The 20,489-nt window shown below is 68.2% G+C and carries 17 protein-coding genes and 1 tRNA gene; 9 read left to right on the top strand and 9 right to left on the bottom strand.

All coding sequences use genetic code 11. The annotated features are described in order from the left end of the window. Positions 1–45: 45 nt before the first annotated feature. Genes AB0F70_RS22765 through AB0F70_RS22745 form a run of 5 tightly spaced genes read left to right on the top strand, consistent with a single transcriptional unit; the run spans position 46 to position 5,107 of the window. The gene (locus AB0F70_RS22765) at positions 46–900 is read left to right on the top strand and encodes a sugar ABC transporter permease (protein ID WP_357453905.1); all 855 of its coding nucleotides are present in this window, start codon (positions 46–48) and stop codon (positions 898–900) included. Continuing rightward, positions 897–1,733, top strand: coding sequence for a carbohydrate ABC transporter permease (locus AB0F70_RS22760; protein ID WP_357453744.1), 837 nt, complete (start codon positions 897–899; stop codon positions 1,731–1,733). The genes AB0F70_RS22765 and AB0F70_RS22760 overlap by 4 nt, the downstream gene beginning before the upstream one ends. A 33-nt stretch (positions 1,734–1,766) precedes the next feature. Then, the gene (locus AB0F70_RS22755; protein WP_357453741.1) at positions 1,767–2,813 is read left to right on the top strand and encodes a LacI family DNA-binding transcriptional regulator; all 1,047 of its coding nucleotides are present in this window, start codon (positions 1,767–1,769) and stop codon (positions 2,811–2,813) included. A 10-nt stretch (positions 2,814–2,823) separates the two neighbouring features. Continuing rightward, a complete protein-coding gene (locus tag AB0F70_RS22750; protein WP_357453738.1) occupies positions 2,824–3,786 on the top strand; it encodes a glycosyl hydrolase family 32 in 963 nt (320 codons plus the stop codon). Next, positions 3,773–5,107 carry a NosD domain-containing protein gene (locus AB0F70_RS22745; RefSeq protein ID WP_357453902.1) on the top strand — a complete coding sequence of 445 codons (1,335 nt, stop codon included), beginning with the start codon at positions 3,773–3,775 and terminating at the stop codon, positions 5,105–5,107. Before AB0F70_RS22750 ends, AB0F70_RS22745 begins: the two co-directional genes overlap by 14 nt. Here the strand turns inward: AB0F70_RS22745 and AB0F70_RS22740 are convergent. From AB0F70_RS22740 to AB0F70_RS22725, 4 genes are all read right to left on the bottom strand, one after another. Continuing rightward, positions 5,070–7,037 carry a ricin-type beta-trefoil lectin domain protein gene (locus tag AB0F70_RS22740; protein ID WP_357453735.1) on the bottom strand — a complete coding sequence of 656 codons (1,968 nt, stop codon included), beginning with the start codon at positions 7,035–7,037 and terminating at the stop codon, positions 5,070–5,072. The two genes, AB0F70_RS22745 and AB0F70_RS22740, sit on opposite strands and share 38 nt — an antisense overlap. A gap of 57 nt (positions 7,038–7,094) precedes the next feature. Beyond that, a complete protein-coding gene (locus AB0F70_RS22735; RefSeq protein ID WP_357453732.1) occupies positions 7,095–8,285 on the bottom strand; it encodes a NosD domain-containing protein in 1,191 nt (396 codons plus the stop codon). Between the two features lie 63 nt (positions 8,286–8,348). Continuing rightward, positions 8,349–8,543 (bottom strand): hypothetical protein, encoded by a 195-nt coding sequence (locus tag AB0F70_RS22730; RefSeq protein WP_357453729.1) that lies wholly within the window; start codon positions 8,541–8,543, stop codon positions 8,349–8,351. A gap of 176 nt (positions 8,544–8,719) precedes the next feature. Continuing rightward, entirely contained in the window at positions 8,720–9,688 is a 969-nt protein-coding gene (locus AB0F70_RS22725) for a WYL domain-containing protein (protein WP_357453726.1), read from the bottom strand. Positions 9,689–9,782: 94 nt separating this feature from the next. On the opposite strand from AB0F70_RS22725, the gene AB0F70_RS22720 reads away from it, so the two are divergent. Next, on the top strand, positions 9,783–10,145 hold the full coding sequence (locus AB0F70_RS22720) for a VOC family protein (RefSeq protein ID WP_357453723.1): 363 nt from the start codon (positions 9,783–9,785) through the stop codon (positions 10,143–10,145). A gap of 119 nt (positions 10,146–10,264) precedes the next feature. On the opposite strand, the gene AB0F70_RS22715 is transcribed toward AB0F70_RS22720, so the two are convergent. Then, positions 10,265–10,338: transfer RNA gene (locus AB0F70_RS22715), tRNA-Met, on the bottom strand. A gap of 111 nt (positions 10,339–10,449) precedes the next feature. Between AB0F70_RS22715 and AB0F70_RS22710 the strand changes: the two genes are divergently transcribed. After that, positions 10,450–11,265 (top strand): nicotianamine synthase family protein, encoded by an 816-nt coding sequence (locus AB0F70_RS22710; protein WP_357453720.1) that lies wholly within the window; start codon positions 10,450–10,452, stop codon positions 11,263–11,265. 68 nt (positions 11,266–11,333) lie between these two features. Here AB0F70_RS22710 and AB0F70_RS22705 read toward each other — a convergent pair whose 3' ends face one another. Continuing rightward, positions 11,334–14,360, bottom strand: coding sequence for a UPF0182 family protein (locus AB0F70_RS22705; protein ID WP_357453717.1), 3,027 nt, complete (start codon positions 14,358–14,360; stop codon positions 11,334–11,336). A gap of 134 nt (positions 14,361–14,494) precedes the next feature. Next, a complete protein-coding gene (locus tag AB0F70_RS22700; protein ID WP_357453899.1) occupies positions 14,495–15,595 on the bottom strand; it encodes a PDZ domain-containing protein in 1,101 nt (366 codons plus the stop codon). A gap of 198 nt (positions 15,596–15,793) precedes the next feature. Between AB0F70_RS22700 and AB0F70_RS22695 the strand changes: the two genes are divergently transcribed. Beyond that, complete coding sequence (locus AB0F70_RS22695; RefSeq protein ID WP_357453714.1) at positions 15,794–16,336, top strand: SprT-like domain-containing protein; 543 nt, start codon at positions 15,794–15,796, stop codon at positions 16,334–16,336. Positions 16,337–16,382: 46 nt separating this feature from the next. On the opposite strand, the gene AB0F70_RS22690 is transcribed toward AB0F70_RS22695, so the two are convergent. Then, a complete protein-coding gene (locus AB0F70_RS22690; protein ID WP_357453711.1) occupies positions 16,383–17,582 on the bottom strand; it encodes an MFS transporter in 1,200 nt (399 codons plus the stop codon). A 172-nt stretch (positions 17,583–17,754) separates the two neighbouring features. Continuing rightward, entirely contained in the window at positions 17,755–19,209 is a 1,455-nt protein-coding gene (locus AB0F70_RS22685) for a zinc-dependent metalloprotease (protein WP_357453708.1), read from the bottom strand. A gap of 152 nt (positions 19,210–19,361) precedes the next feature. Here AB0F70_RS22685 and AB0F70_RS22680 point away from each other — a divergent pair, with 152 nt between their 5' ends. Further along, on the top strand, positions 19,362–20,417 hold the full coding sequence (locus AB0F70_RS22680) for a ThiF family adenylyltransferase (RefSeq protein WP_357453705.1): 1,056 nt from the start codon (positions 19,362–19,364) through the stop codon (positions 20,415–20,417). Positions 20,418–20,489: the final 72 nt, after the last annotated feature.

The following is a 20,489-nucleotide window of genomic DNA, read 5'->3' as shown; positions in this document are numbered from 1 at the left end:
ACAGGTCGCAAGGATCGCGGCGACCGCCGGTTCGCCCTGCTGCTCATGACACCGGCAGTGCTGTTCCTCGCGACGTTCGTGCTGTGGCCGCTCGCGCGATTCATCTACGACAGCTTCTTCGAGATCTCTCCGTTCGCCGGCGCACCGAGGACGTTCGTCGGGCTCGCGAACTACGCGGACGCCTTCGCCTCGGACGCATTCCGGTCGGCGTCGGTTCGAACGGTGGCGTACACACTCGTCGTCGTCGGCATGGAGTTCGTCCTCGGACTCGCCATCGCTCTGCTGTTCACCGCGCTCGGCCAGCGATCGGCCGTGTTCCGCACGGTCTTCATGTATCCGCTCATGATCGCCCCCGTCGTGGCAGGACTCCTGTGGCGCTTCCTTCTCATCGACAACTTCGGGATCGTCAATCAGCTGCTCTTCGAGGCGGGCATCCTCGCCAGCCCCGATCAGGTCCAGTGGCTGAGCGACCCCGGCATCGCGCTGTTCTCCGTCGCGATCCCGGATATCTGGCTCACTACCTCGTTCATCACCCTCGTGCTCTTCGCGGGTCTCCAGAACATCCCAGGAGACGTGATCGAGGCTGCCCGGATCGACGGCGCCAGGTATCCGCGCATCCTGTTCAGCATCATCATTCCGCTGCTGCGACCGGTCATCGCGGTCGCCCTCATCGTGCGCGGCATCGATGCGGCTCGAGCCTTCGACATCATCCTCATCCAGACCGACGGAGGACCGCAGGGCAGCACGACGACGTTGAGCCTTCTGATCTACCGGACCATGACCAGGTTCGGTGATCCGGGCCTCGCCAGTGCGATGGGCACCGTCTACCTCGTCGTGATGCTGGCAGTCGCCATCGCCGCAATCACTCTCATCTGGCGTCCAGGAAGCAGTGCACGATGAATCCACTCGAAACCCGCGGTCGCAGCCGCGTCGTCCTCTGGCTTCTTCTTGCGGCCGCGATCATCCTCTACGGCTTTCCGTTCATCTATCTTCTTCTCACGTCCTTCAAGGCGCCGCTCGACGCGATCGCGGTGCCGCCGAGCGTGTTCCCCGAGGTATTGACCCTGGAGAACTACGTATCCGCGCTCGCTCGTGAGGGTGTGCCGGCCGCGCTGATCAACAGCGTGGTGACGGCGGTCGTCTCCACGGCGCTGTCGCTCGTTCTCGCCGTACCCGCCGCCTATGCGATCACGCGGTTCCGCACACCGAGCGGCCGGGTGTTCGTCGTCGCCGCACTTGTCACGCGCATGGTGCCAACGATCGCGGTCGGTGCGCCGCTCGTCGAGATCATGCGCGGCCTCGGGGTGACGGACACCTCGTTCGGACTCGCGCTGGCGCACACCACCATCTCGCTCCCGTTGTCGATCTGGCTGATGGCGAGCTTCTTCGAGGCGGTACCGGACGAGCTCGGCGAAGCCGCGCAGATCGACGGCTGCAGCCGTCCGCAGGCGATGGTGCGTGTCGTTCTGCCTCTCGTGTCCGGTGGGCTCGCGGTGACCGCGATCTTCGCCTTCCTTGCCTCGTGGAACGAGTTCCTGTTCGCTCTCCTGCTGACCTCGGTGCGTGCCCAGACGACTCCCGTCGTGATCGCCAACTTCCAGAGCCAGTTCGGACTGGACTGGGGCGGGATGACGGCTCTTGCGGCCGTCTACTCGATCCCCGTCATCCTGCTGACACTGTTCCTCCAGCGGCACATCGTCGCGGGGCTCACCCTCGGCGCGGTCAAGGGCTAGTGCGCGACTCATGAGAAACACGGAGGAAGAATCATGGCCGTGAAGAGCACAGGAATCAGAGATGTCGCCAAGCTGGCCGGTGTATCGGTGACGACGGTCTCGCACGTCCTCAACGACACTCCTCATACACGGGTCGCCGAGGAAACGCGAGCACGCGTGCGCGAAGCCGCCAAGACTCTCGGATACGGACCGAACCGCGCAGCGCAGGCGCTACGCACGAACCGCTCCGGGCTCATCGGCCTGCTCAGCGAGGAGATCGCGACCACCCCGCACGCCGGCCGGATCATTCTCGGCGCGCAGAATGCGGCACGGGAGCACGACCTGACCCTGGTCATCATCAACACGGATCGGGAGTCCGGTCCCAACTCGCACAAGGACGACGTCCAGGCGCTCATCGACCGGCAGGTCGACGCCGTCCTGTACGCCACGATGTACCACCGGATGGTCTCCCTGCCACCGAATCTGCAAGGGCTCCCCACCGTCCTCATCGACTCGACCGACAAGGCGGGGATCGTTCCCGCGGCCGTCCCGGACGAGGTGGGCGGCGCGATCGCCGCGGTCACGCATCTCGTCAAAGCCGGGCATACCCGGATCGGCTTCCTCAACAACGACGACGACGTGCCGGCCACCCATGGCCGGCTCGAGGGATACCGAAGCGTCCTGGCGAAGCACGAGATTCCCTACGACGCGGCGCTCGTCCTGTCGGCACCGTCGGAGACGCTTCCGGGCTACGAGCTGGCCCGAGAGATCCTGAGCAGGAGCGATCGCCCGACAGCCCTGTTCTGTTACAACGACCGGATGGCGATGGGCGCCTACCGGGCGGCGACGGAGCTCGGCCTCGGGATTCCGGATGATCTCTCGATCGTCGGATTCGACAACCAGGAACTGATCGCGGCGAACCTCTTCCCCGGACTGACCACGGTCGCCCTGCCGCACTACGAGATGGGCGCCTGGGCGGTCGACACCCTTGTGCGTCTCCTGCACGGCGAGGCCGACCGCAAGCTGCTCGCTGACGAACCCACGCTTCTCGACTGCCCACTCGTCATTCGAGGTTCAGTCGCCGCGCCACACGCCGACTGAAAGGTGCACGATGCTTCGACTTGCCTCTTCCTGGGTCTGGGACTTCTGGACAGCCGACGACGGCGACCGCTATCACCTCTTCTTCCTCAAGGCCTCACGCGCTCTCATCGATCCCGACCGGCGACACTGGCGGGCGACCATCGGGCACGCGACGTCGACGGACCTGTCGAGCTGGACCGAGCACGCAGACGCCGTCCTTCCTGACGACTCGCCGAACTTCGACGACCTCGCGACCTGGACCGGGTCCGTGGTGCGCCAGGACGACGGGATGTGGCGCATGTTCTACACGGCGGTCAGCCGAGCTGAAGGAGGCTTGAACCAGCGCATCAGCTCCGTCGTCTCGGCCGATCTCTTCACCTGGCACCGTGAACCCGGACGGCAGGTTCTCGCCCCGGATCCCCAGTGGTACGAGACAGCCGAGACGCGGCAGTGGCCGGACCAGGCCTGGCGTGATCCATGGGTCTTCCGCGACGGTGAGATCTGGCACATGTTGATCACCGCGCGTGCGAACCACGGTGACGCCGACGACCGCGGGGTCGTCGGTCACGCCACGTCGCCCGACCTGAAGGCGTGGACCGTTCAGCCGCCGCTCTCGCAGCCCGGCGCAGGCTTCGGCCACATCGAGGTCGTGCAGACGGTGAACGTCGACGGCCGTCCGGTCGGCCTCTTCTCCTGCCTCGGATCGGAGCTCTCGCGCGCACGGCGCGGGGACGATCCGACCGGTGGCGTATGGGCGTTCCCGACGGACTCGCTCGCCGGGCCGTTCAGGACCGAGGAGTCGTACCGGGTCACCGACGAGCACCTGTACGTCGGGCGGCTGGTGGAGGACCGTGCCGGGCACTGGCAGTTCCTCGCGTTCCGCAACAACGACGGAAAGGGCGGCTGGGTGGGAGAGATCACCGACCCGCAGCCCGTCGCGTGGGTCGACGGGCGTCTCACGATCTTGGAGGGCAGTGCTCTTGCCAGGCGCTAACTACTACGACGTCACGACGTGGCCCGTCGGCGATCCGGTCGAGGACATCGGCCAGGTCATCAACAGCATCATCGCGGACGTCAAGCAACGGCAGGCGGTCACGGCCGACGGCGGAAAGCCCGGCGCCGTCATCTACATCCCGCCGGGTGACTACCGCCTTCGCACGCAGGTCGTGATCGACATCAGCTTCCTCCGGATCGAAGGCGCCGGGCACGGCTTCACGTCCTCGAGCATCCGGTTCAACGTGCCCGAGGACGAGGTGCCGGACCTGCACGAGCTGTGGCCCGGAGGCAGCCGCGTTCTCGTCGACCTTGCCCCTGGTGCAGGAGAGGACGGGTCCAAGGGTGCCGCCTTCTACGTCGAGCGCGACGGAAGCCCGCGCATCAGCTCGCTCGAGTTCGCGAACTTCTGCATCGACGGACTGCACTTCGACCCGGACGGCTCGGACCTGCAGCCCGAGAACACCTACGTCAACGGCAAGACGGGCATCCATGTCGCGAGTGCCAACGACTCGTTCCGCATCAACGGCATGGGATTCGTGTATCTCGAGCACGCACTCGTGCTGCACAACGCGGACGCGCTCTCGATCCACGACAACTTCATCGCCGAGTGCGGCAGCTGCATCGAGCTGCGCGGGTGGGGGCAAGCGTCCAAGATCACCGACAACCTGATCGGAGCCGGTTTCAAGGGACACTCGATCTACGCCGAGAACCATGGCGGGCTGCTGATCACCGCGAACAACATATTTCCCCGTGGAGCGAGCAGCGTCCATCTCAGCGGAGTCACGCGCTCGAGCGTCAGCAACAACCGTCTGCACTCGTTCTACCCAGGGATGGTCGTCCTTGAGTCGACGAGCTCGGAGAACCTCGTGTCCGCCAATCACTTCTTGCGGGACCACGAGCCCTGGACGCCTTTTCTGGGGATCGACAACGGACGGGAAGACACCTACGGGCTGCTTCGCGTGAGCGGCAGCAACAACTCCGTCATCGGCAACCACTTCTCGGAGATCATCGATGCGCAGGGCATCCGGCCGCCCGGCTCGACGCCGGTCATCATCCGAGTGGTAGCGGGATCCGGCAACTACGTCTCCAGCAATCACATCGTCGCCCTGGACGTGCACGCCGCGACGAGCGACTCCTGCTTCGCGGCCCAGGTGGATGCCTTGCTCGCTACCGATGCCTCGGACGGTCTCATCGTCACGACGGTCCTGGTCGATCCCGAATCGGCCCGGAACACGGTCCTCGACTCCGGGACCGAGGCACAGGTCGTCGCCGACAGGCGCCTCAATGCAGTGCGGGCGACGCCGGTGATCGGCTCATAGCGGCCCGCGCCGGCTCCGACGTCGGCCCTGGTGGGCCGACCCAGCTCTGGTTCCGCGTGCCCACGCAGTCATAGATCTGCAGCTGACGGCCGTTGCTGAAGTCGGCCTCCGGGATGTCCAGGCAACGCCCGGACGCGAGGTTGATGAGCGAGCCGAAGTTGCCCTGCCGCCACTGCTGGTTCGCGGCTCCGGTGCACGGCGCCACGCTGACGAGAGTGAAGTTGGCGGTCTGCCCTGGCGGAACCTCGGCGCAGACTCCCCCGGTGGAGAGCCGGCCCCGGCTGTCCAGCTCCCAGGATTGCTGCGTGTTCCCGAGACAGCCCCATAGCTGCACCCGTCCCGAGGCGACGTCGCGGTCTACGCACTTGTCCTGTCGCGCCGTCGATGCGATGGCGTTGTTGGGCGCTCTCCCCGCGGGAGCAGGCTTCCAGGTGGATGCGATGCGGGAGAAGCTGAGCGAGGCCAGCGACGCCGAGCCCCCCGATGCGTAGAGCTGGATTCCTTGGCTACCTGCCGACGAATCGAACGAGACGTTGTCGCTCACGACGGTCTTGCCGTCGTTCCCGAAGACCTCGAGCTGCCCTCGGTCGACGAGAAGCCGGATCGTCACCCGGCCTGAGATCGGAGGCATCGACTGCCCGTAGAGCGTCTGTCCGCCGACCGAGTAGGAGACGGTCCGATCACTCGAACCGTCGGGGCGCACATGCAGCCGGAACCCGAACTCGGAGGCAGTCGTGTTCGCGATGTCGAAGACAGCATTGATCTCGTAGGTGTCCGCGAGCTCGCCGATGAACGGATCGCTTGCGGCGTCGGCTGTGATGGTGCGCGGCCCCCACGTCCGCGTCGTGGCGCGGATCGTCGAGATCTCGGGTATCGGGGTGCGCGTGATCCGGATGCCCTCGGGATACGTCTTGAGGGCGAGATCAACGGGGAATGACGCGTTGCCGGTCCAGGTGACGCCGGCGTTGCTCGGCTGCCACCCCATCTGCACGACCCTCCCGCCGGGGAACTGGTTGAAGGTCAGCGGCGCGTACCAGGTGGAGGGAGCGAAGGCGGCCCCTGAGATGCCCCACTCCATCCGCTGCGGGCTCGTCCAGTCCGAGACGAACATGCCTGACGCGTCGAGGGAACCGATCACGTACTCGCCGCTGGCATCCTGGAGAACCCACTTCTCGTTGGACGAGCTGCCGTCGACGGGGAGCTTGTAGAGATCCGGGCACTCGGAGAACCAGCTCGCCGAGTAGATTCCCCGGTGGGTCCAGTCGAGCAGGTTGGTCGACGTGTAGAACACGGCGCCGGCACCGGCCTGGAACGTGACCATCACCCAGCGGTTGTGCGCTGGGTCCCACTGGACTTTCGGGTCACGGCTCTCGACCGGGTTGCTGATGACCTTGGCGCCGTTGTCGTACATCTTGAAGGTCTTCGCGCCATCGGTCGAGTACGCGATGCTGACGCCCTCCGTGTTCGTGAACAGGAGGATCGGATCGTCGCTCCCCGTCTTGAGCCCGGTGACGTTGTCCACGTCGACCCAGCCCGCGCCGGACCAGAGATTGCCCGGATGGACTCCGGGTTCGAGTGCGATCGGCTGCTGCTCCCAGTGCAGGAGGTCAGTGCTCGTCGCGTGACCCCAGTGGACCGTGTCCCATGCGAGGCCGTGGGGGTTGTGCTGGAAGAAGAGGTGGTAGACGCCTCTGTAGTAGAGCGGCGCGTTGATGTCATTCATGAAGCCGTTCTGCGGACTGAAGTGGAACTGCCCGCGGAAGGGTTCGCTGTAGTCGGTGATCGCGTAAGGCGACTCCGGATAGTCGGCCGCCTCCCCGGCTGTTGCCGCCGGCGTCGGGGAGAAGAGCACGATCCCTGCGAAGGTGAGGCTGAGCGCGAGAGCCAGCGCTGCGATCGTGGGCAGTCTGCGGGCGCGTCGAACAAACATCTTGACTCCGTCCTTGACTTCGTTGTCGGGTGCGGATGGAGGTGCGGTCGCGCGGGGCTACGGCGTCGCGCGAAATCCGAAGGTCGCGCCGTTCGCAGCCTGGAACTCGGTCGAGGATCCGCAGTCGAGGACCTTGGTGTTGGTGGTGCTTCCGTCGAGGACGACGGCGTTCACCGCCACGTTCGCGGCGTGATGATTCGTGGCGACGTAGTTGTTGTCGCCGGACCTCACCAGCACCATGGTCGGCTTGGCGCCCGCAGGGGTGATGGTGCTGCTGGGGACATCGAACGAGAAGTGGTTCGAGACGACCGTGTTCCCGCTGCCCCGGACATGGACCAGACCGAACAGGTCGTCCTGGGGGTGCGGAGTGTTCTGGAACGCCGGGAACGACTCCCTGTTGCGCAGGAAGTGGTTCGCCGAGACGAGGTTGTTGTGGCAGCCCCCCTCCATCGTGATCATGCCGGAGTAGAAGGCGTGCAGGCGGTTCGCGGAGACCATGTTGTTGGTGGCGTTCTTGAGGTGCACCGAGCTCTTTCCGCGAGGGAAGATGTTGTTGCCCGAGATGATCAGCCCGAAGTGGTCCTCCGCGAAGATCGAGAAGCCCGCCGGACCGGCGCCGATCAGGTTGTCGTTGACCATGCTCGCCTGGCCGGAGCCGACCAGCTCGACGCAGCTGCCGCACTCGCAGAGGAAGTTGTTCGTGATGTGGAGCGCGTCAGCCTCGACAACCACGATGGCTCGTTCGAGGTAGACCATCCCCATGCCGGTGATCCGGAGGGAGTCGGTCGGTGTGGTCGACCGGATCCCGATCTTCCCGTTGCGGTAGCTGTTCTGGTCGGGAGTGAACGACACGCCGTCCAGGCAGAAGTCCACCAGCTCGATCGAGCTCAGCCGGGGAAGACCGTCCCTCTGGATGAGGATCGCCTCGGCGTTCCCGTCGGTGTTCTCGACCCGGATGCGGCTCCCGCCGGGCCAGATCTCGTGCCAGGAGGACGTGTTCCCGGAGTTGTACCGGATGCTGGATGAGGTGAACCCGTGCCCTGAGCCCTTGATCTGCAGATAGCTGATGTCGATCAGGATGCGCGTCTTCAGCGAGTAGTCGCCCGGTGGGATGTAGATCACGGCGCCAGGCTTGGATCCCTGCGCCGGCTGACCGGCCTTGATGTCGGCGATGATGCTGTTGATGATCGCGCCGATGTCAGTTCCCGCGGTCGTCGCGGGGCTTCCCGGAATGGTCCACGTTGTCACGTCATAGATCGTCGAAGGCATGGCTGTCCCGTCTCGTTGTCTGAACTGGCTGGAGAAGTGGGCTCAGAGAACCCCGAGCAGCGTCCGGTGGGAGCGGTTGGGCGGCGGCTCGTCGGTTGCTGTCGCCGGTGACTCCGACGCGGCGTACGCGTGCGTCGAGGGGAGAGTGACGTACCCCGCAGCCGTCACGGCTGTGCCGACGAAGAGGAATGCTCTGCGGGACATCTCGATCGACGGGAAAGAACTCGCGTCAGCCATCGTTGTTGGCTCCTTTGCCACGGCAAGGCCAAAAGGATTTGGCACGTGCGACCGGTCCGACCATAGAAGCCGACATCGTGGCCGGTCAAGAGGTCGTCAGCGTTTGGCAGTTTTTGGCGACAGCGTGCGCGTCAGGCCTGGCGCACTGAGGCGCATCCCGACGATGGGGCGGCGGTTCACGAGGGCGCCGACGGCCCGTGGTGGTGGAAGAGCTCGGCGGCGAGGTCGTGGAGGCGGGCCGTGACCTCGGCCGGTCCGTGCACGGTGATGCTGCTCCCGAACGGCAGGAGGGATCGCACGTCCTCCAGATGCCGGAATCGGATCGTGACAGCGTGGCCGGCGGCGGATCTCGCGGGGCGGTCCTGGTCGATGAGTCGCTGACCGAGGATGCGTCGCGCTCGATCCAGCTGCGCGTGGTCGATGGTCGCGCTTACTTCGATGGCATGGTCGTGCTCCCACTGCTCGACGAGCGCGGTGGCGACGGCGGCCAGGGTCTGGTTCTCGCGAATGCGCCGTGGGTGGTCGACCTCGTTCCACGCCGTGATGCGCTCGAGTCGGTACATCCGGGGCACCCCTGCACAGTCCGCGACCAGGTACCAGACGCCGGCCTTGGCCAGCAGCCCGTAAGGGTCCACGATCAGATCGCACGCGCGCACCCCGCTCGAGCTCTGATAGTCGATCCGTAGCCGGCGGCCTCGCCGTACCGGACCGACCAGCGCGGCCGGAGCCGCGCCATCGGCTCGCGCCCGGAGCCAGGGACGGCTGTCCACGTGCACGACCTCGGTGAGTGGCAGGAGCCCGTCAGGCCGAGCTGCTCGTGTCACGGCGACCTTGGACAGTGCCCGTCGGCTTTCGGCCGACGTGTCCAGCTCCTCGCGTTGCTTCTCGTCCAGCCCCGTGATCGACAGGTGATCCCGCTCGCCCGGCGTGAGCCGCGTCAGGTCGAGCGCGGTCCCGGGCAGCATGGTGACCCCGCCGTAGCGACCCCGCTGGGCGGTGACCGGCAGCCCGGCGTCGCGGAGCCAGTTCAGGTCCCGTGTGACGGTCCGCAGGGACACGCCGAGCGCCGACGCGAGGTCGTGCGTCGTCACCGCATCGCGCGATTCGAGGAGCAGCATCAGGGAGAAGAAGCGGTCCGGTGTCACGGGTTCCACGTTGCCAGAAATTGCGACATGATCCGGCGCATATTCCGGCCAGGCTGGTGGACACGTTCAACATCACCGATCAGAAGGAACCACCATGACCGCATCCGTCGTGTCCATCGTCTACGTGAACGACGCCCCGGCCGCAGCCCGTTTCTACGGCGATCTGCTCAGCCTGAGCCCGTACCTCGAGACCCCGGGATACATCGCCTTCGACCTGGGTCCGGGCGCTGACCTCGCCCTGTGGTCCGGCCAGTTCGAGGGCCTCTCGCCCGACGTCCCGCGGACCGGTGAGATCTGCCTGGCCGTCGGTGGGTCCGACGAGGTCGACGCGATCTTCGCCTCGTGGCGGTCCAAGGGCATCACGGTCCTGCAAGAGCCTCAGGACACGGGGTTCGGCCGCACCTTCTTGGCAGCTGACCCCGACGGAAACCGCATCCGGGTCGCGCCACGGGACTAGCGGGTCCCCGGCCGCGGCCACCCTCAGGCCGACTGCCCGGACCGACCCGCAAATAAAAACAGCCGGACCTACGATTTCGTAGGTCCGGCTGTTCGCGATGTCTTGCGACTTCGCTTTTGTAGCGGGGGCAGGATTTGAACCTGCGACCTCTGGGTTATGAGCCCAGCGAGCTACCGAACTGCTCCACCCCGCGGCGGTAACCCCTACTTTACGCACGCCCTGGGGCTGAGTGCAAACCGGGTCGGGCGGTAGAGACGCAGGTCACAAGCGATCGAACCGATCCGGCCGTGGAACGATCATCCTCATGCCGACGGAGCTGAGCGCCACCACCCTGACCGCGGACCGGATCGTCCGTCTCACCGACGAGCTTGCAGCACTCCCCCACCTGCGACCGGACCCCCGGACCAACGCGCTCTTCGGCGAGCTGGTGCAGACGGTCCTCACGGCGCCCGACCGTCAGGCCCTCGACGTCCTCGCGCACCCGGAGGTCGAGGATCGCAAGAACGCCATCCGCGATATCGCCGCACGTGGCGAGACAGCCCTTGAGCACACCTGGGCGGAACGCATCGCGACGGCGCCCGATTCGGCGTCCGCACTGAGCGAGTTCCCGTACCTCGGCAACTATCACCGGCTCACCGCCCTCGAGGTGCGCCTGCTCATCCACTCGGGCGGCACACCGAAGTCCGTCGCCGTGCTCGGCTGCGGGCCGCTCCCCCTGAGCACAGTGGGGTACGCCGACGCGCTCGGCTGCCCCGTCGTGGGCCTGGACCGGGACCCTGTCGCGGTCGCCCTCGCCCGACGGGTCACCACGCGGATCGGTACCCCTCGGGTCCGGTTCGAGCAGGCCGACGCCGCCGACGTCGACCTCGCGGCGCATGACGCAGTGGTGCTCGCAGCGCTGGTGGGGGCGACGTCGTCCGCCAAGGCGGCAATCCTTGCGCGGATGGCCGGCTCGATGCGGCCAGGCACCGTGCTGCTCGCACGGAGCGCGCGCGGCCTGCGCACCCTCCTCTACCCGCCGGTGGACCTGCGCGCCATGCCCGGCTTCGAGGTGCTGGAGGTGGTCCATCCCACCGACGACGTCGTCAACTCGGTGGTGGTGGCCCGCCGGCTCGGCTGAGCATGACAGAGGCTCCCCGGTGCGAACACCAGGGAGCCTCTGTCATGGTGCGCTCAGAGCGCGGCTGGTCAGCCCGCCGAGCTCTGCGCTTCCTCGGCCGCTATCGCGTCCTCCAGCGCCTGCTGCAGGCGCTCCTGCGCCTCGCCGTATGCGGTCCAGTCACCGTCACGCTGGGCGGCGTTGGCGTCCGCCATGGCGTCGGCTGCCTCCTGGAGTGCGGCGTCCAGATCCGTCGACCCGGCACCACCCGTGCCGGCGCCGCCGGTGGGTTCGGCGCTCGGCTCGCCGGACGGCTCGGGCGTCGGATCCGTACCCGGCTCGCCCTCACCCGTCGGCGGGGTGATCGGCGCCTCGTCCTCTGCAGTACCCGCGTCGCCCGCCTGGGCACCCGAGTCACCGCCGAACACCTGGTCCAGCGCCTCGTCGAGCGTGTCGGCGAACCCGATGTCGTCACCGAAGGCGACGAGCACCTTGCGCAGCAGCGGGAACTGCGTGCCGCCGGTCGACTGGATGTACACGGGCTGCACGTACAGCAGACCGCCACCGACCGGCAGGGTCAGCTGGTTACCCCGCCGCACCGTGGACGCACCGATCTGCAGGATGTTCAGCTGCTCGGAGATCGTCGGGTTCGAGTCGAAGTTGTTCTGCACCTGACCCGGGCCGGGCACCGTCGTATCTCGTGGCAGCTCGAGCAGGCGGAGCTTGCCGTAGTCCTCTGCCTTCTTGCCCTTCTCGGTCCCCGCATCGGCATCCACGGCGAGGAAGCCGGTGAGCACCTCACGGTCCGTGTTACCGCCCGGGATGAAGGTGGACGTCAGCGAGAACGACGACTTCTCCTGCCCGGGCATCTTCAGCGTCAGGTAGTACGGCGGCTGGAGCGGCGCGGTAGCCGCGTCGCCCGACACCGGGTCGGCCGGGTTGTTCCAGAAGTCCTGGCCCGAGAAGAACTCGGCGGAGTCCGTCACGTGGTACTGGCTGAGCAGTGTGCGCTGCACCTTGAACAGGTCCTCGGGGTAGCGCACGTGGCTCATCAGGTCCGCGGAGATGTCCGAGAGCGGCTTGATCGAGCCCGGGAAGACGTTGGTCCAGGCCTTGAGGATCGGGTCCTCGGCGTCCCAGGCGTACAGGTCGACCGAACCGTCGTAGGCGTCGACCGTGGCCTTCACCGAGTTACGGATGTAGTTGACCTCCTCGGGCAGCTCGACCGGAGCGCCGGAGGCAGTGGTGAGCGTGTCCGCGACGGCCTCGTCGAGCGGCGTCGACGTGGAGTAGGGGACGGCGTCGCTGGTCGTGTACGCGTCGATGATCCACTTCACGCGGCCGTCCACGACCGCCGGGTACACCCGGTTGTCGAGGGTCAGCCACGGGGCGACCTTGCTGACGCGCTGCTGCGGGTCACGGTCGTAGAGGATCTGCGACTCGCCCGTCACGCGGTCGGAGAACAGGAGCTGCTCCTCGCCGAACTTCAGCGCGTACAGCAGCTTGCTCCCGAAGGAGCCGACCTCGGGCCCGGCGTCGCCGGTGAACGTCGTGTTGACCTGACCGCCGTCGTCGGCGTCGTCCGCCTGGTAGTCGAGCTCCCAGGGCTTCGTGCCCTCGGGCGCGCCCACGACGGAGTACGTCTGGGTGCTGGGGCTGAAGTAGATGCGCGGCTCGTACTCGCCCTCCATGTCGGTGATCGCACCCTGCGAAGGGATGCCACCCTCGAAGAAGGCCGGACGGCCGTCCGGGCCGGGCTGGTTGCCGTACGCGGCGACGACGCCGTAGCCGTGCGTGTACACGGTGTGGTCGTTGACCCAGTTGCGCTGGTCCTGGCCGAGGCCGTCGAGGTTGAGCTCGCGCACCGCGATCACGGTGTCGCGGGACTCGCCGTCGATCTCGTAGCGGTCGACGGACAACGAGTCGTCGAAGTTGTAGTACTGCTTGTTCTGCTGCAGCTGACGGAACGACGGCGACACGATCTGCGGGTCCAGCAGGCGGATCGAGGCCGCGGTGTCGGCGTCCGCACGCAGCGCACCCTCCTCCGCCTCCGTCGTCGCGTCGTACTGTTCCTTCTCGATGTCGTCGATGTCGAACGCCGTCAGCGTCGCGTCGATGTTGCGCTGGATGTACTCGGCCTCCAGCTCCTGCGCGTTCGGGTTCACCTGGAACCGCTGCACGACGGCGGGGTAGATGCCGCCGATGGCGATGGCGGACACGACCATGAGGCCGACGCCGATCGCAGGCAGGCGCCAGTCGCCACGGAAGGCGGTGACGATGAACAGCGCGGCGACGAAGATCGCGACCACGGTGAGGATGCCCTTGGCGGGGATCACCGCGTGCACGTCGGCGTACGAGGCGCCGTCGAACCGGTCGCCCGCGTTCGTCAGGATCGAGTACCGGTCCAGCCAGTAGTTGCCGGCGATCAGCAGCAGGCCCACCGCACCGATGACGGCCAGGTGGACGCGCGCGGCGGTGGTGGTCCGCGGACCGCCCGCCGCGGCGGGGCCGACCCGGAGCCCGCCATAGAGGTAGTGCGTGATCAGCCCGGCGATACCGGCGATCACGACCACCGAGATGAGGAACCCGACCGTGAACCGCAGCGCGGGCAGCAGGAAGACGAAGAACCCGAGGTCCATGCCGAACTCGGGGTCCGTCTCGCCGAAGGGCTCGCTGTTGAACGCCAGCAGCACCGTCCGCCACTGCGCGGAGGCAGCGACACCGGCGAAGAAGCCGACGAGGACCGGCGCGGCGATCATGACGACCCGGCGCAGCGGCTCGACCGCCTCACGGTACTGGTCGAGCGTCGCCTGCTCGGGTGTGCTGGGTGCGTAGATGGGGCGGGACCGGTAGGCCGCGGTGAACGACCAGAACACGGCTCCGGCCATCAGCAGGAACCCTCCGGCGAACAGGGCGGCGCGCATGCCCCACTCGGTCCAGATCACCCGGGAGAACCCGAGCTGACCGAACCACATCACCTCGGTCCAGAACTGGGCTAGGAGAAGCAGGGCTGCGATCACGGCGGCGACCGCGACTATCGCCACCCCCAACGGACTGCGTCGTCGGGCTCGGGGGGCGCCGCCAGAAGGGCGGCGAGGTGCTGCGGCGAAGGACACGACTGCGTTACCTCACGTCATCAAATGGTTGGGCCGTACCCAGGTGGAACGGCCGGGCTCTGCTCAAGGTTCCCAGCACAAGGTTCCCACATCCTCCAGATGTGCAACACACGGTCAACTTCTCCACCGGGAGGTCAGGAACACGTCGGGAGGTCGCTGCCCTCGCCCCGTCCGATCTGCTCGACGGCGTCGCGTGCCTCGGCCAGTGTCGCCACCTTCACGACGTTCAGCCCGGCGGGGACGTTGCCGACCACCTGGGGGCAGTTGTCCGCCGGTGCGAGGAACCACTTGGCGTCGTCCCGGACCGCCCCGTACAGCTTCTGCTCGATGCCCCCGATCGGGCCCACCGTGCCCTCGGGGCTCATCGTCCCGGTGCCGGCGATCACCTCTCCGTTCGCCTCGTCCTCGGCGGTCAGCTTGTCGATGATGCCGAGAGCGAACATGGTGCCCGCGCTGGGCCCGCCGATGTTCTCGATCTCGATGGAGACGTCCACGGGGAAGTCGTAGTGCGGGTCGATGAAGACGCCGAGGACCGCCCGCTGCCCGTTGCCCGACGTGGTGATGGCGACGTCCGTCGTGCGCTTGCCCCGCTGGATCCCGAGCGTCACGTCGTCCCCCGGGTTCGTCTCGGCGAGCCCGTCGATGAGGTCGGCGTAGGTGCCCACGGGCTCACCCTGGAACTCGACGATCACGTCGCCCTCGGAGAGCTTGCCCTCGGCCCCGGAGCCCGGCTCCGTCCCGGCCACGTCGAGGACGGCGGGCACGTCGTAGCCGAGCTCGGTCAGCGCAGCCGCCGTCGCGGACTCCTGCGACGACACCATCTCCGCCTGGCTGAGCTCCTTCTGCTGTTCCTCGGTGGTCGCCTCCGGGAAGATCGCCTCCACCGGCAGCACCGAGCGCTTCGGGTCCAGCCAGCCCTGGATCACCTGGCCGGCCAGCATCGGATAACCCGGTCCGCCCAGCACGGACACCGTCGTGAGGCGGAGCTCGCCCGTCGACTCGTACGTCCGGGCGCCCTCGATCTGGATCAGGTTCCGCTGCAGCGTGTCCTCGGTGGGCCCCGGCGAGCGCATCGCGTACGGCGTCGGCACCACCAGGGCCAGCGCGGCGAGGACCGCGGTGGCCAGCAGCGAGACGCCGAGCGTCACCGTGCGGCGCGAGATCGGGGCGACCACTACAGGCGCGTCGTCGAACGGCGACGGGTCGGGCTGCGGTGCGTGCTGGCGGTCGCGCATATCGGTCACCGGACCATCATTCCTCACGTGGCTGAGGTTTCCGTGAAAGCCGCCCGACGGCGGCCCGTGCGCGCGATCGCACGATGCCGGTCGCTGCGCCGTTCCTCTACGCCAATCACTACGCCGTCGTGCAAAGATTTTCCACTTGAACGGTGTGTTATACCCCACGTCGCGCCGATAACACGCTACGGTCATTCCGTGGCCCACGACGCCCTGACGTCCGTGGAGGTGCGCCGGAGCCGCCGTCGCACCGCGACGGTGAGCGCATACCGCGACGGTGGACGGACCATCGTCGCCATTCCCGCGCGCTTCTCTCGGGCTCAGGAACGTGAGTGGGTGGCCAAGATGGTGGCCCGGCTGGAGGACAAGGAACGGCGCCGCCGTCCGTCCGACCAAGAACTGATGGACCGCGCCGGCGAGCTCTCGGCCAAGTATCTCGACGGCCATGCCAAGCCCTCGAGCGTGCGGTGGTCGACGAACCAGGGCCGGCGCTGGGGGTCGTGCACTCTGCTCGACGGGTCCATCCGCATCTCGACCCGCCTCCAGGGCATGCCGTCCTGGGTGCTCGACTACGTGCTGCTGCACGAGCTGGCGCACCTGCTGCACGCAGGCCACGGCCCGGAGTTCTGGAAGATCCTCGAGGTCTACCCCCGGACGGACCGGGCGCGCGGATTCCTCGAGGGCGCGTCGTTCGCGCAGGACGACCCGGGGGACACCACGTCCGACGACGGGGACGACTGACTGCGGGCAGCCGCCGATCCCACGGTGATCGTCTCGTGCCACGCTCTCAGCCGGCAGGCCGCGGCCGGCGCCCGCTTCGCAGCGCGATGGCGACGAGCCCGCACGCCGCAGCGACTGCGGCGAACGGTAGCGCTGCCGCGACGCCGAACAACGCGGTGAACATGATCGGCGCGACGAGTTCCGCGACGACGAACGAGTACTGGAAGACGGCAAGGTACCTGCCGCGCGCACCTCGAGCGAGCTCGTCGACCAGCGCGGCAGACGACGGGGCGTGCAAGATCTCAGCGACGCTCAGCAGCGCGACGCCGATCAGGAGCACCGGAGCCGCTACGGCCAGGGGCAGGGTCACGGCGACCGCCATGGCGGCGAAGGCACCGGACCACAGGAGTGCCGCACGCCGCAGGAGCCGCACCTTCGGGATGCTGGACGCCAGGCCCGCCCCGCGCGCCGAGAACACCGCTACCAGCAGCGCGTTGGTCACCAGGAGCGCTGCGGTCAACCAGCCGGGACCGTCCAGCCCCGAACGGACGACGGTCGGCAACGACAGGCCGAAGAACAGGGTCGACAGCGCCAGCACGCTGTTCAGCACGAGGAACCGCAAGAACTCACGGTCCCGGAGGATCGAGAAGTAGGTCCGTGTCTCCGCACGCGAGGGGCGGTCGGCTCGGGGCAGAGGCCGCACGACGCCGAGAACGAGGATCGCCGCGAGGGCCGTGCACACCGATGCGGCCCAGGCGAGTGCCAGGTAGGCGCTCTCGACCTGGACCGAGATCACGGCTCCCGTGATGAGCCCGCCCACCACGATGCCGACGGTCCGGGCCGCGTTGAGGCGTCCGAACCACTGCTCCATCGACAGGGTGGATCCGGTGTCCGCGTGGTCCGCGAGGAAGGTGAACACCGACGACCAGAAGAGACGGACGCCCACAGCCATCACCGACGACGCGAGCAGCACCTCGATCGGATCGCGGGCGACGACGAACCCGGCGTATGCGACGGCCTGGAGACTCAAACCGGCGACGACGACGGGATGTGCTGTCCAGCGATCCACCAGCATCCCCGCCACGACGGGGAGCGGCAGTCCGATCAGGACGCTCCCGCTCATGATCGCGCCCAGGACAGGGAGCGGGATGTCGGTCAGGACGGTGAAGTACACCAGCGACAGCGGCAGGAACAAGCCGCCGGACAGTGCGGCGAGAGACAGGGAAAGGGTGAGGCTGGCGTCGATACGCCCAGGTGCATGCGGCATGGCGGATTCACTTTCGATGGGAAACAGGCATGACTGAGACCCCGGCGAGCACCTGGCTCGACGGGTACCTCAGTTCTGTCTGACGTCCATCAGTGGCGACCCTAGCCCGCTTTCGATCACCAGGGCCACGGCATATCGTGATCGGCCGGCGCCGGCTTCGGCGCCCGGCCCGTCAACGCTGCCCGTCGCCCTTCGGCTCGTCGGCGCTGCCGTCCTCGCCGGCGGTGTCCTCGCCGGCTGTGTCCTCGCCGAAGATCTCCTTGAGCGCGGCATCGACGTCGGCGTGCTCGTTCTCCGCGGCCTCGCGGCGCACGAGGTAGCTCGACGGGTCGTCGAGGTCCTGTGTGCCCGGCAGCAGATCGGGGTGGTCCCACACGGCGTCGCGCCCCTCGGTGCCCTGGGCGCGGGAAACTATCGAGAACAGGGTTGCCGCGTCGCGCGACCGGCGCGGCCGCAGCTCCAGCCCGACCAGCGTCGAGAACGTCTGCTCAGCGGGACCGCCTGCGGCGCGACGGCGTCGGATCATCTCGCGCAGCGGGATGGCGTGCGGCAGGTGCGGCAGGGCGGCGATGGCGCTGACCTCGTCGACCCAGCCCTCCACCAGGGCGAGCGTGGTCTCCAGGTTCAGCAGCACGGCCTTCTGCTCGTCCGTGTTCTGCAGCCCGAACACACCGCCGGACAGGGCGCTGCGCAGGGCGTCGGAGTCGGCGAGGTCGATGTCGCGCACCTGCGCCTCGAGCGCGTCGAGGTCGATGGTGATGCCGCGCGCGTAGCGCTCCACTATCGACAGCAGGTGCGACCGGAGCCACGGGACGTGGGTGAACAGGCGGGCGTGCGCGGCCTCGCGGACGGCGAGGTACTGCCGGACCTCCTCCAGCGGGGCGTCCAGGCCGTCGGCGAACGCGGCGACGTTGGTGGGCAGCAGCACGGTGTCGGAGCTGTCCAGCAGCGGCAGGCCGACGTCGGTGGCGCCGAACACCTCCTGGGAGAGCGTGCCGGCGGCCTGGCCGACCTGCATGCCGAACACCGCCGAGCCGAGCCGGCGCATCATCTGGGTCGGGTCGATGGAGCCGCCGAGCCCGTGCAGGACACCGGCGGGCATCCCGGGGATCGCCTCGCCGTCGTCGATGCCCTCGGGGAGCTGGTCCCGCAGCACCGTGGCCAGCGCTTCCGAGACGGACGAGGCAACGGGCGCCGCCAGCTCGTTCCACACGGGCAGCGTGGCCTCGACCCATTCGGACCGGTTCCACGCGTGCCGCTTCCCGCCAGCGGGCGGGAGGTCGGTGACGGCGTCGAGCCAGAGCTCGGCCACCGCTAGCGCATCCGTGGCGTCCTTGGCCTGCTTGGCGGTCAGGGACGGGTCGCCCTTGCTGACGGCAACCTGTCGCGCGACGTCGTGCGCGACGTCGGCGTTGACCGGCCCGGTGCCCTCGGCCGAGAGCATCTTCTGCACCTGGGCCAGCGCGTACTGCATCATCACGGGGTCGGGTGGTCCGCCGAGCGCGGTCGGGTCGATGCCGCGTTCACGCATCTCGGCCATCACTTCGTCTGCGCCGTCGCCGAGCATGGAGCGCAGCATGTCCTCCCACGACTGGGGAGTATCGCCGGGCTGGTGCTGGTCGCTCATAGTGTCACCGTAACCGGGTGGGCAAGCTGCGCGCCGTCCATTTGGCTCTGGGCGCACACGGGAACTTCCGGTCAGTGCGCTGCTTTGGATATACCTCTGGAACTGTGGACGAGGGCCGGGGGCGTGCGACGCCGTCGTGCATGGTTGTCGCCATGAAGCCCCCTCCCCTGCTCCGGCTGCGGCCAGGCACACCGGTGCTCAGTCGCGGCGGCGGCCAGATGCAGTGCGGTTCGGACCCACGCTGGTCGTTCGTGCTGACCGGGCTCACGCCCGCGGAGGAGACGTGGCTCGAGGAGATCGCCGAACGGCGGCACGTGACCGTCGAGCAGTCGGCTGCGCGGTGCGGTGTTCCCGCCGAGCGGCGCGACGAGATCATGACCGCCCTGTTCCGGGCCGGTGTGCTGGTCCCCGTGCCGGAAACTGTCGGCGCGGTGACAGCTCCGGCCGACGGCGCCGCTGACGCGACGGTGCTCGGCATGCTGCGGCCCGACGGCGCGGGGCTCGCGACGCTGGCCGACCGCGCACGGCGGGTGGTCGGCGTCGTCGGGCTCGGGCGGCTGGGCACGGCGGTCGCGCTGCACCTGGCGACGGCGGGCGTCGGCGGGCTGCTGCTGCACGACCCGCTGCCGGTACAGATCACCGACGTCGGGCTGGGCGGCCTGCGGGCGGTCGACGTCGGGCAGGCGCGCGACGACGCCGTCCGGTCCATGCTGGCGGAACGCTCACCGCGGGTGGCGGTCCGGGTCGACGACAGCAGGGCGGGCGGGACCGGGCTGGACCCGACGACCCTCGATGTAGTGGTCGTCACCGAGCCGCACGCCGCGCACCCGGCGCGGTACCAGCGGCTGCTCGGCCTCGGGGTACCGCACCTGCCGGTGGTGGTACGGGAGGCGGACGTGGTGGTCGGGCCGTTCGTCCGGCCCGGCCGGTCGGCATGCGTGACGTGCGTGGACCTGGCCCGCGCCGACGCCGACCGGGAGTGGCCCGCGCTGGCCGCCCAGCTGCGCAAGGTGGCGGAGCCGACGCAGGAGGCGACGCTCGCCGCGGTGGCAGCGGCGACGGCCGCCAGCCAGGTGCTCGCCCAGCTGGACGGACACCGGCCCGCGGCCGTCGGTGCATGCCTGGAGATCTCGCTCCCGGCGGGGCTCCCCCGCGTCCGGCCGGCGGAGCCGCACCCGCGCTGCGGATGCGTGGCTTTGCCGGCCTGATGCCCTGACGTCCTGATGCTCTTACGTTGAGTGCGGGATATTCGCCCGACCAATGGCCGTTGGCCGGGCGAA

This window comes from Promicromonospora sp. NPDC023805 (assembly GCF_040639635.1).
Classification (GTDB): Bacteria; Actinomycetota; Actinomycetes; order Actinomycetales; family Cellulomonadaceae; genus Promicromonospora.
Note: the sequence above shows the minus strand (reverse complement) of the source record. Positions and strands in the feature narration are given on the sequence as shown.

Bases quoted from the DNA above. Each gene is read 5' to 3' on its own strand.
- AB0F70_RS22765 (WP_357453905.1), top strand. From the start codon at position 46: ATGACACCGGCAGTGCTGTTCCTCGCGACGTTCGTGCTGTGGCCGCTC.
- AB0F70_RS22750 (WP_357453738.1), top strand. From the start codon at position 2,824: ATGCTTCGACTTGCCTCTTCCTGGGTCTGGGACTTCTGGACAGCCGAC.
- AB0F70_RS22710 (WP_357453720.1), top strand. From the start codon at position 10,450: ATGCCGACGGAGCTGAGCGCCACCACCCTGACCGCGGACCGGATCGTC.
- AB0F70_RS22720 (WP_357453723.1), top strand. From the start codon at position 9,783: ATGACCGCATCCGTCGTGTCCATCGTCTACGTGAACGACGCCCCGGCC.
- AB0F70_RS22760 (WP_357453744.1), top strand. From the start codon at position 897: ATGAATCCACTCGAAACCCGCGGTCGCAGCCGCGTCGTCCTCTGGCTT.
- AB0F70_RS22685 (WP_357453708.1), bottom strand. From the start codon at position 19,209: ATGAGCGACCAGCACCAGCCCGGCGATACTCCCCAGTCGTGGGAGGAC.
- AB0F70_RS22680 (WP_357453705.1), top strand. From the start codon at position 19,362: ATGAAGCCCCCTCCCCTGCTCCGGCTGCGGCCAGGCACACCGGTGCTC.
- AB0F70_RS22755 (WP_357453741.1), top strand. From the start codon at position 1,767: ATGGCCGTGAAGAGCACAGGAATCAGAGATGTCGCCAAGCTGGCCGGT.
- AB0F70_RS22740 (WP_357453735.1), bottom strand. From the start codon at position 7,037: ATGTTTGTTCGACGCGCCCGCAGACTGCCCACGATCGCAGCGCTGGCT.
- AB0F70_RS22730 (WP_357453729.1), bottom strand. From the start codon at position 8,543: ATGGCTGACGCGAGTTCTTTCCCGTCGATCGAGATGTCCCGCAGAGCA.
- AB0F70_RS22700 (WP_357453899.1), bottom strand. From the start codon at position 15,595: ATGCGCGACCGCCAGCACGCACCGCAGCCCGACCCGTCGCCGTTCGAC.
- AB0F70_RS22690 (WP_357453711.1), bottom strand. From the start codon at position 17,582: ATGCCGCATGCACCTGGGCGTATCGACGCCAGCCTCACCCTTTCCCTG.